The 2,205-nt window shown below is 45.8% G+C and carries 3 protein-coding genes; all 3 read right to left on the bottom strand.

All coding sequences use genetic code 11. From position 1 onward, the window contains the following. On the bottom strand, positions 1-1,014 hold a 1,014-nt coding region (dapE, locus tag KL866_RS04315; RefSeq protein WP_251139828.1), incomplete at its 3' end, for a succinyl-diaminopimelate desuccinylase. After that, positions 1,008-1,355, bottom strand: coding sequence for an ArsC family reductase (locus tag KL866_RS04310; protein WP_214993616.1), 348 nt, complete (start codon positions 1,353-1,355; stop codon positions 1,008-1,010). The genes dapE and KL866_RS04310, both read right to left, overlap by 7 nt. A gap of 240 nt (positions 1,356-1,595) precedes the next feature. Next, the gene (locus tag KL866_RS04305; RefSeq protein WP_025254810.1) at positions 1,596-2,096 is read right to left on the bottom strand and encodes a PTS glucose transporter subunit IIA; all 501 of its coding nucleotides are present in this window, start codon (positions 2,094-2,096) and stop codon (positions 1,596-1,598) included. Positions 2,097-2,205 lie beyond the last annotated feature (109 nt).

The raw sequence follows: 2,205 nt of genomic DNA, 5'->3' as shown, positions 1-2,205 counted from the left end.
CTGTGCTCCCGTAGGCGCAATAAAGCGGCCATCAGATGTGCCGCCGGCAGTAGAGAGTACCGTTGGTGTACCTTTAACTGCTGCAATCGCACCTTGGGTTGCGTCTAATAGCGCGCCTGTATCGGTCAAAAATGGTTGTCCATTAAAGGTCCAGTTTATCTCGTACTCAAAATTGTGGGCGTCTAAAATAGCGGTGACACGTTCAATAAGAAGTTGGTCGGTCACTTCTGTTGAAAAACGGAAGTTGAAGCAAACGTGAAGTTCGCCAGGGATCACGTTGCCCGCACCTGTACCTGCGTGAATATTTGAAATCTGGAAGCTGGTAGGCGGGAAGAAGTCGTTGCCGTTATCCCAGTGTGATTTTGCTAATTCATCAAGGGCTGCCATGGCGCTGTGCACAGGGTTGTTAGCTAGGTGAGGGTAAGCAACGTGACCTTGCACACCTTTTACCACTAAATCACCAGTTAATGAGCCTCTACGTCCATTTTTAACAATATCACCTACTTCGTCTGTTGAAGATGGCTCACCAACAATACACCAGTCAATCTTTTCATTTCGCGCTTCTAGGGTGTCGATAACGCGTGTAGTACCATTAATAAACGGGCCTTCTTCGTCGCTGGTAATCAGGTAGGCAATGCTTCCCTTGTGATCTGGGTACTTGTTCACAAATTCGCGGGTGGCGACTAACATAGCAGCAAGGCTGCCTTTCATGTCGGCAGCGCCGCGACCGTGCAAATAGCCATCAACTTCTGTCGCGGTAAAAGGGGGCGTTTTCCACGCCGATTCTGGGCCGCTAGGCACCACATCGGTATGACCAGCAAAACAAAATACAGGCCCTTCTTTGCCGCGGCGAGACCAAAGGTTAGTGGTGTCTTCAAACACCATGGTTTCATTATCAAACCCTAATGCGCCTAAAAATTCCCCCATGGCTTCTTGGCAGCCTGCATCTTCTGGCGTTACAGAGCGACGGTTTATTAATTGCTTGGCAATTTCAATAACAGAGTCGTTTAACAAAATATTTCCTCATACTGTGCAGGCTTAAACCCAATGTGAAACGCGTTGTCGTGAAAAAGAATAGGGCGTTTAACTATAGCGGGGTGAAGCTCAAGCAAGGCAAGCGCTTTGCTTTTATCTAAGCTCGCCTTCTCTTGTTCTTCAAGCTGGCGGAAGGTTGTTCCCCGTTTGTTTAACATCGCTTCCCAGCCAAGCTCAGATTCAGCGCGTACAAGGAAATCGTTGTCGATACCTTCTTTGCGGTAGTCGTGAAAGGTGAAGGCGATATTGTTGTCTGCTAACCATTTCTTGGCTTTTTTGATGGTGTCACAGTTTGGGATCCCATAAAGGATTGTGCTCATGGTTATTTATTCCGTACTACTTTGTTGTTAATTGATGATGAGACAGCTGCTAGCGTGCCAGTAAGTCCAGTATTTATGCCGGTGCATGAGAAGAAAAGCGCTAAACGCGTCTTGAGCACCAACAGTATTTCAGCTGTCGACTTTTCTTGTTTGCTACATCATACAAGTAGTTGATACGTTGTTAAACTCGCTCGCGATGGTTTTTGAAGATGAAAGCCTATGTTTAGGTTAAGGATGAAGTTATAGATAGAGTGTTAGAAGTGTATCTTCACCGGCTTCTACAAATTTTTGGTGCGTAGGCAGTACACCGATAAGCGCCTGCGCATTAAGTAAGGTGAGCGCACAGGTGTTGTTTACACCGCGCTGTTTTAGCCAAGCGGCATTTACAGTAAAAAGTACCTGTTTGGGTTTAATTTGCTCGCCCGGCTTTAACGAGCTGACAAACTGTGCGCCATTAAGATGAGTTGTATCGCCGCCGTATTTAATTTTGCATTTAAGACCAGCGGTAGACTGAATGTCGATAGCGTAATCTAGCGGTGAAACGCTTAAAACTTTGCCAGCAAAAGGCGAAACCACGATGTTTGAATTAGAGCTTATTGCAGCACCAGGGCCCATAAACCCCTTTTGAAAAAAAGGGTCGTTAACATCTGTAAGTGAAGCAACTTGCCCTGTAAACGGGCTTAAGGTAATAAATTGCTTTGCAAAACTGTCTGGCGGGTATTGCAGCTGCTTAGTATTCACGAGGTTAATTGTCCTCGCTTACCGAGTAACCAGCTTTGTTAAGCGCAGAAATCGCATCTTTTAGTTTGTTATCTTTAACTAAAAAGAAATCGGTATCGAAGGTAGATAC

Source organism: Alteromonas sp. ALT199, from assembly GCF_018619335.1.
Lineage (GTDB): Bacteria > Pseudomonadota > Gammaproteobacteria > Enterobacterales > Alteromonadaceae > Alteromonas.
Note: the sequence above shows the minus strand (reverse complement) of the source record. Positions and strands in the feature narration are given on the sequence as shown.